The sequence below is a fragment of the Candidatus Cloacimonadota bacterium genome (genome assembly GCA_034661015.1).
GTDB lineage: Bacteria > Cloacimonadota > Cloacimonadia > JGIOTU-2 > JGIOTU-2 > JAYEKN01.
The window spans coordinates 1-7,637 of sequence record JAYEKN010000199.1; the positions used below are offsets into that span (position 1 = coordinate 1).

Genomic DNA, 7,637 nt, shown 5'->3' on the forward strand with positions numbered 1-7,637 from the left:
AATCTCACTTTTTACAATGAATTGATTCGTCTGGCTCGCCAAACAATAGAGGATGAAACTTTTTTAGAATTTAAAAACAATTTTATAGAGCGATACAATCGCAAATAAATTTATGGAGTAAAAATGAAAGAAATAAAAGTATTATGGATTGACGACGAGATTGAGATGTTGAAACCGCACATTCTCTTTCTCGAAGAAAAAAATTATCGCATAACCACCTCCTCGAATGGAAACGACGGGATAAAACTCGTGGAAGAAAACAATTTTGACATCGTTCTCCTTGATGAGATGATGCCCGGTTTGGACGGACTCGAAACTTTGACCGAGATAAAAAAACTAAATGAAACTCTTCCGATTGTAATGGTTACAAAAAATGAGGAAGAAGGTTTGATGAACAAAGCGATTTCGCACCAGATATCCGATTATATTATCAAGCCTATCAACCCGAATCAAGTTTTGATGTCTCTGAAAAAAATCGTTATGTCAGAAGAGATACGGCGAGAGCGAACCGGTGAAGAATATGCAAAATTTTCTGCGTGGTATAACCGAAAAATGTTTACCCAACCGGAACTTGAAGATTTGTTTGAGATATTCCTGAGTTTCGTGGAATGGGATATTAAACTTGATAATTTGAATTACGATGACCTGCTTCAGATTCATAGCTACGAGCGGAAAAATTTCAATTCTGAATTTTCAAATTTCATCAAATCTAATTACGTAAATTTTGTACAGGAAAACAAATATGCGATGTCTCACAATATCGTCGAAAAATATGTGATCCCGAAAATTTCAAAGAAAAAACCCACATATTTTATTGTTCTCGATTGTTTGCGAGCAGATCAACTTTTGGCTATTCGACCATATCTTGAAGAACTTTTTAATGTGGATATTTCCTATTATCTTTCCATTCTGCCCACCTCTACGCCCTATGCACGAAATGCCATTTTTGCCGGAATGCTGCCAAAAAATATTGCAAAAAGATTTCCTCAATATTGGCAAGGTGATGATAGCCCCGAGACAAGTAGAAACAGGTATGAGCATTTCCTTGTTGATGATTTAATGAAGAGAAAAAACGTTTCGCTTCCCAAAGGGTCAAAATATACAAAAATTCTTAATCAGGAAGAGGGGGAGTATGTAACAAAAAAAATACCGAGTTATAAAAACGAGAGATTTATTGTGCTCGTCTATAATTTTCTTGATATGCTTTTACACCATCGTTTTAAAGATGAAGTTTTGCGAGAGATGCTTCCTAATGACCGAGCGTTACGTTCATTGACGAAAATCTGGTTTCTAAATTCTAATCTCTATAAATCGTTGAAATTAATTGCAAAACAGGATGCAACCGTTTTTATTACTACTGATCATGGTTCCATAAAAGTTGAACATGCTTCCAAAGTGATTTCCGATAAAAAAGCTACACCCGGATTGCGATCCAAACATGGAAGAAATGTTTCCTGTGATGAAAATCATGCAATGCGAATCAATGATTTGGGCAAAATCGGAATTCCGGCTGCTGGACTGGTTGACAGCTTTATTTTTGCAAAAGGAGATTATTATTTCGTCTATCCCACCGATTATAACGAATATAAGAAAAAGTTCCACGGAACATATCAACATGGTGGCATTTCGATGGATGAGATGATTCTGCCGATTGCGACTTTAACCACAAAAAAGTAGAAAACTTGAGTTAATCCGCTGGCTGGCCGATTGATTCAAGTTGAATTTTTTTTAAGCAAGAAAAATATTACGGATATTTTATTCTAAAATGGATTTGAAAAGCATACATTTACAGAAAGAAACAAAATTTATTGCTTATTCTCCGGAAGAAACGCAAAAAATTGCTGCCGGATTTTCGCAAATTCTTAAAATTGGTGATGTAATCGGGCTGGAAGGTGAGCTTGGTGCGGGAAAAACTTTTTTTGTGCAACAAGTGGCAGAAGCATTGAATTGTAAGGATTTTGTAACAAGCCCGACTTTTGTAATAATGAATGAATATGAAGCGAAAATTCCTTTCATTCATTTTGATCTTTATAGAATTGAGAACGAATTGGAATTGGAAAATATTGGATTTTCAGATTTTCTCAACCAAAGTGGAGTTGTTTTCATCGAATGGTATGAAATTGCAAAATCATTTTTACCGGATAATCTGATCACCGTAAAATTTAAAATATTAGATAAAAAAACACGCGAAATTACGATTTCACGAAATAAAAAATAATTTACGAACTGGAGAAATATTTATGACGAAATTGATGAAAAGTGTTTCCGGAATTCGGGGAATAGTAGGAGAATCATTAACGGTTGATCGGATTCTCGGCTTTGCAAAAAGATTTGGAACATTTTGCGGAAAGGGGAAAATTTGTGTGGGGCGCGATTCTCGCACAACCGGAAAAATGTTTTTCAATGCGGTTTCTGCCGGCTTGATGTCTGTTGGCTGCGATGTTGTAGATCTGGGGATTTGCCCCACTCCAACTATTCTGCTTGCTGTGGAAAATTCCGATGCTGTGGGCGGACTTGCAATTACTGCGAGCCACAATCCGCCGGAATGGAATGCTTTAAAATTGGTTAATGATTCGGGAACGTTTCTTACTGAGAAGCAATCCGAAAAATTTTGGGCAATTGCAGATTCAGAGATTTGCGAAAAAAAATGGAAAGATATAGGACAATTAAGTTCCGATGAAACTGCGATTGATCGTCATATTCAAAGTATTATGAATTTGGATCTAATTGATTTGGAAGCGATAAAGGAGAGAAAATTTAAAGTCGTAATTGATTCCACAAATGGAGCAGGGGGATTGTGTTCACCCAAACTGTTGGAAAAATTGGGCTGTGAAGTCACAGAATTGTTTTCTGAACCAACCGGAATTTTTTCGCGGGTTGGCGAACCGACTGCTGAGAATCTAATCAAACTTGAGGAATTGGTAAAAGACACAAATGCTGATGTCGGATTTGCCACAGATCCGGATGTAGATAGATTAGCCATTGTTTCAGAAAATGGTAAGGCACTTGGCACAGAATATTCTCTCTTGCTTTCTGAGGATTATATCCTCTCTCAAATTGTAAAATTGGGAATAATAAAAAGGAATATTGCCACAAACCTTTCTTCATCTATGGCGTCGGATGATATTGCAGAAAAATACGGGGTTAAAGTTTTTCGCTCAAAAGTTGGTGAGATCAATGTGGCGGAAAAGATGAAAGAAAATAATTGTGCAATCGGTGGCGAAGGAAATGGTGGAATTATTTTTCCTGATTTACATTTTACCAGAGATGCTCCAATGGGGATGGCTTTGATCCTCTCATCTTTAGTGAAAAGCGAGAAATCGGTTTCTGAACTTGCAAACGAAATTCCAGTTTATGTAATTAGAAAGACAAAAACCCCCATTAGTGATGATTTTGATTTTCTTAATTTTTCGGAAAAAATAAAGAAATTATATCCCAATCAAAAATTTGATACAACAGACGGATTGAAAATTATTGACAAAAAATTTTGGATTCATATTCGAAAATCCGGCACAGAACCGATTATGCGAATTATCGCTGAAAGCGGTTCAAAAAAAAAATCGGATAATCTTATCGCAGATATAAAAAATCTGTTGTGAATTTCATTGTTTAATAAAAATTCAGACAAAACAAAGGAGAAAAAAAATGAATGATGAACAACTCTATGACAAAGCGAAGAAAAGAGTGGAAGAGATAAAAGGATTTTATTCTCATTTGATTGTATTTATTCTTGTGAATGTTGGTTTGTTTTTACTCAATTATTTCACATCAAAAGGAACATGGTGGTTTTATTGGCCTCTTCTCGGGTGGGGGATAGGATTAGTAATTCACGGATTCAATACGTTTGGAACCCATTTGTTTTTAGGGCAAGATTGGGAAGATAAAAAGATCAAAGAATTAGTAGAAAAATATAAAGAAAAAGAGTAATAGAAAAGGATTTGTAACATGAAAATGACAAAAGAATTAATTATGAAATTGCCTAAGACGGATTTGCACGTCCATCTTGACGGTTCGGTAAGAATCTCAACGATTTTGGAACTAGCGGAAAAAGACAAGGTCAAACTTCCCTCTACAAAAATTAAAGAACTTAAAAGGAAAATCTCCGGTGAAAATGCAGCAAGTTTGGAAGAATATCTCGAAGGTTTTGCCATAACTTTGTCGGTTTTACAGACTGAGGAAAGTTTATTTCGGTCTGCTTATGAATTGGCAGAGGATTCAGCAAAAGAAAATATCCGCTACACGGAAATCAGATATTGCCCTCTCTTACATACGAATAAAGGGCTTGGACTAACTGCGGTTTCGAATGCTGTTTTGGATGGATTAAAACAAGCGGAAAGAGATTTCAATATCACAACAGGTCTAATATTTTGTGGAATGAGAAATATGAGTCCGGAAATTTCGGTTCGTCTTGCAAGTTTGGCAACCACCTATAAAAATAAGGGAGTGCTTGGATTTGATTTGGCTGGACAAGAGATGAACTTTCCGGCAAAAGAGCATCGGGAGGCTTTTGATCTTGCTCTAAAAAATAACTTGAATATAACCATCCACGCGGGCGAAGGTTATGGACCTGAAAGCATTCATCAGGCAATTCATTATTGCGGTGCTCACAGAATTGGTCATGGAACGCGGCTCATTGAGGATGGAGATTTGCTAAATTATGTAAATGATCACCGTATCCCCATTGAAATTTGCTTGAAGAGTAATTTGGATACTCACACTGTTTCTTCTTATGAAAGGCACCCGCTTTCAATTTTCTATGACCTGGGTTTGCGAGTTACACTCAACACGGACAATAGACTTATTTCAAACACAGATATTACAAATGAATTTATGCTGGCAGTAGAGCATTACAATTTTGATTACCCGAAAATAAAGAATTTGATAATTAACGGATTCAAAAGTTCATTTCTACCCTATCGAGAAAAAGCACTTATGCTGAAAGAAGTTCTTACAGAATTGGAACAAATCGAAAGAGAAGAAATGAAAACTAAAAAAGTGGATTACGACGACAAGATGTAAAAAAATAGTTTGAGAAATACTGAAACCTTGCGTATGGTTGATGGATGTTGTTTATCCACACCTCCGCAATGGTTGACTCTTAAAGTATAGATTGGACGCAGATGAACGCAGATTAAAATTGATTTTCGCAAGATAAAATTTATTGTAAAAAGTGTAATATAAGCGCCTGCCCCGTTGAATGCTTTGTATTTTAATATTCAACAGGGGTTTTTCTGCTGCCTCAGTGTACTTCTGCGTTGAATTATTCTGTGGAAAATATTTGCACAAACATCACTTTCCCGCTGGACACTAAAACTATATAATCAAATTGTTAGTTTTGTGAGTTGCTAAAAAATGTGCTCAAAATTTAAAATAAATCCTTAAGATTTTCTGCAATCACTTCCCTAATCATATCCTCCGAGATTAGAGCAGGTAATTCGATATCGAAAACAACAGCTTCTTTCTCCACGATGATCTTACCGGATATTGGAAGACTGAAAAATCCCTTATAAACTTTAAAGGAGAAATCAAGTTCATAGTCGTTCCACCATCGCTCAATCTTTTTTATCTTGATTCCGTTCGGTAAATTACTAATTAAATCGGTGAAATTATTTTCGATTTTTTGCTTTGCATAATCCTGCGGAACATTGTGTTTGTGAATGATTTTCATAATAAATCCTTATCATTTTTTCATAAAGCTTCTAATTGAAAGCAATTTGTCAATTTTATCATAAAATTATTGACTAAAACAATCACGATTTGCAACATAATTAAAATTTTACAAATGGAGAATAAAGGATGAAAAATCGAAATTTAAGTAAAGTAAGTGTTATGGTTTTTTTGTTTGTGGCAATTCTGGTTAGCGGGTGCTCAAAATATTACGGAGTGAAAAAAAGTTCTGTGTTGATAGAAGAAGGGGTTACAAGTTTAAATTTCCCCAAAAATTCTTTGCACGAATTGGATTCTGCGTTTGAAAAGGATGGATATAAAATAGTAGAACTAACCACTTTTCAAGGAAAAAGGGGAATGAAAGCCATTAGCAAAACCGCCAATAATTACGAAAGTAAAAAGAAAAAAGCAATTTATTACGTTGAGGGAACAGGCTATCAGATGGGATTTTTGCTTGGCAGATTGGCTTATGATAAAATTCACTTGATGACAGACGATTTTTTAAATGGGATCATACCAGCATTTTTGAATCCGGGAATGTCCAAAAAATCGAAAAACATTTTTTGGGAAATGTTTATGAATGATATTAAGCGGAATGATAAAAAAATGAGCAAAGAAATTCCTCAAGAACTCTTAGATGAGATGAAAGGAATTGTTGATGGTTGTAAAAAAGCAAATCCCAATTCAAAAGTAACCTTTGACGATATATTTACCCTTAATGTTGGAATTGATTATATCCTTTCAATCGTTTACAATGTAGAGGGTTTATGGAAGCGTGTCCCGGGTATAGAAGTTCATCCTCTTCGGATGCCAATATTATGTAATGCGTTTTCAGTTTTCGGGAATGCTACTGTGGACGGGAAGCATTATTACGGCAGGGATTTTATGTTTCCCACAGAAGATGTTTTTCAGAAAACAGCGTGTATGATCATCTATAATCCTGATTCTCAGAAAAACGAGAAAAAACGTCTGCCTATGGTGGCTGTAACTGCCCCCGGATTTGTGGGTTCTATTACTGCGATGAACAGCGATGGAATTGCCGCAGGAGTGGATATGGTTGTGGGAGCAAATGTGAATTTTAAAAATCCGGGATTTAACTCATTGCTTTTGGTTCGGCATGTCGGACATAATGCCACCTCTGCTGATTCTGCTGTAAAGATCATCGAAAATGCTAATCGAGGAGTAACCTGGTTATATTCAATTGCAGATGGGAAAAACGATGAGGCTGTAATCGTGGAAGCAGGTATGAAACCTGAAGTAGAAATAGATCCACTTGATTATCCGTCCGATTATTTATTTAAGAAAAACTTGCTTCCGGATAGTGCATTCATTGAGAAAAATTTGAAATCGAAAATTTCCGCCGGATTGGTTGCGAGATGGCACAATTTTGAATACCCGGATACATTTTTAACTTTTAACAAAAAATTGTTTGCAAATTTCGATAAACCTTACCGGGACAGTATGTTTGCTGTTACAGGTTTTATTGATTCATCTCATACGGCGAAAGCTCTTCCCCATTCATATTATTTCGCTCCCCAGCGGGAAAATAAGGATGATTGTGTTTTATCAACCAATAATTTTGTTGCTCCTCAAATGAGATTTTTTGCAATGAACGATTGGAGTGAAAAAGTCTTGTCAAAGCATGTTGATGATTCTCAGTGGCGATATGACGCACTGAACAAATTGCTCCTGACGAATTATGGAAATATAGATTTTGATAAGGCAAGAGACATCATAGATTTTTTGGCTCCCAATGGAAAATATTATCCGAACTTCTACCAAAAAACGAATAAGAGTGATTATTTTTATCAATCAATTCCCAGCTCAGACGGAAAAACAATGCAGATATTTGGAGCAACTTCGATCTGTGATCTAACTGATCAAATAATTTTCAGTCATTTCGGCTATTTTAAAGATGAATGGATAAAAGTAACTTTACCGGATTATGTGAAATAAATTTTTTAAAATGG

General features: G+C 35.6%; 7 protein-coding genes. 6 read left to right on the top strand and 1 reads right to left on the bottom strand.

Annotated elements, in window-relative coordinates:
• Nucleotides 1-123: 123 nt before the first annotated feature.
• From U9P79_07670 to add, 5 genes are all read left to right on the top strand, one after another.
• Entirely contained in the window at nucleotides 124-1,677 is a 1,554-nt protein-coding gene (locus U9P79_07670; protein ID MEA2104500.1) for a response regulator, read from the top strand.
• Nucleotides 1,678-1,765: 88 nt separating this feature from the next.
• On the top strand, nucleotides 1,766-2,218 hold the full coding sequence (tsaE, locus tag U9P79_07675) for a tRNA (adenosine(37)-N6)-threonylcarbamoyltransferase complex ATPase subunit type 1 TsaE (GenBank protein MEA2104501.1): 453 nt from the start codon (nucleotides 1,766-1,768) through the stop codon (nucleotides 2,216-2,218).
• A 22-nt stretch (nucleotides 2,219-2,240) separates the two neighbouring features.
• A complete protein-coding gene (gene glmM, locus U9P79_07680; protein MEA2104502.1) occupies nucleotides 2,241-3,599 on the top strand; it encodes a phosphoglucosamine mutase in 1,359 nt (452 codons plus the stop codon).
• A gap of 46 nt (nucleotides 3,600-3,645) precedes the next feature.
• Nucleotides 3,646-3,927, top strand: coding sequence for a 2TM domain-containing protein (locus U9P79_07685; protein ID MEA2104503.1), 282 nt, complete (start codon nucleotides 3,646-3,648; stop codon nucleotides 3,925-3,927).
• Between the two features lie 18 nt (nucleotides 3,928-3,945).
• Entirely contained in the window at nucleotides 3,946-5,019 is a 1,074-nt protein-coding gene (add, locus tag U9P79_07690) for an adenosine deaminase (GenBank protein ID MEA2104504.1), read from the top strand.
• A 346-nt stretch (nucleotides 5,020-5,365) separates the two neighbouring features.
• Here the strand turns inward: add and U9P79_07695 are convergent, their stop codons facing one another.
• A complete protein-coding gene (locus U9P79_07695) occupies nucleotides 5,366-5,668 on the bottom strand; it encodes a polyhydroxyalkanoic acid system family protein (GenBank protein ID MEA2104505.1) in 303 nt (100 codons plus the stop codon).
• A 128-nt stretch (nucleotides 5,669-5,796) separates the two neighbouring features.
• Between U9P79_07695 and U9P79_07700 the strand changes: the two genes are divergently transcribed.
• Nucleotides 5,797-7,623: a C45 family autoproteolytic acyltransferase/hydrolase gene (locus U9P79_07700; protein ID MEA2104506.1), complete on the top strand. Its 1,827-nt coding sequence runs from the start codon at nucleotides 5,797-5,799 to the stop codon at nucleotides 7,621-7,623.
• Nucleotides 7,624-7,637 lie beyond the last annotated feature (14 nt).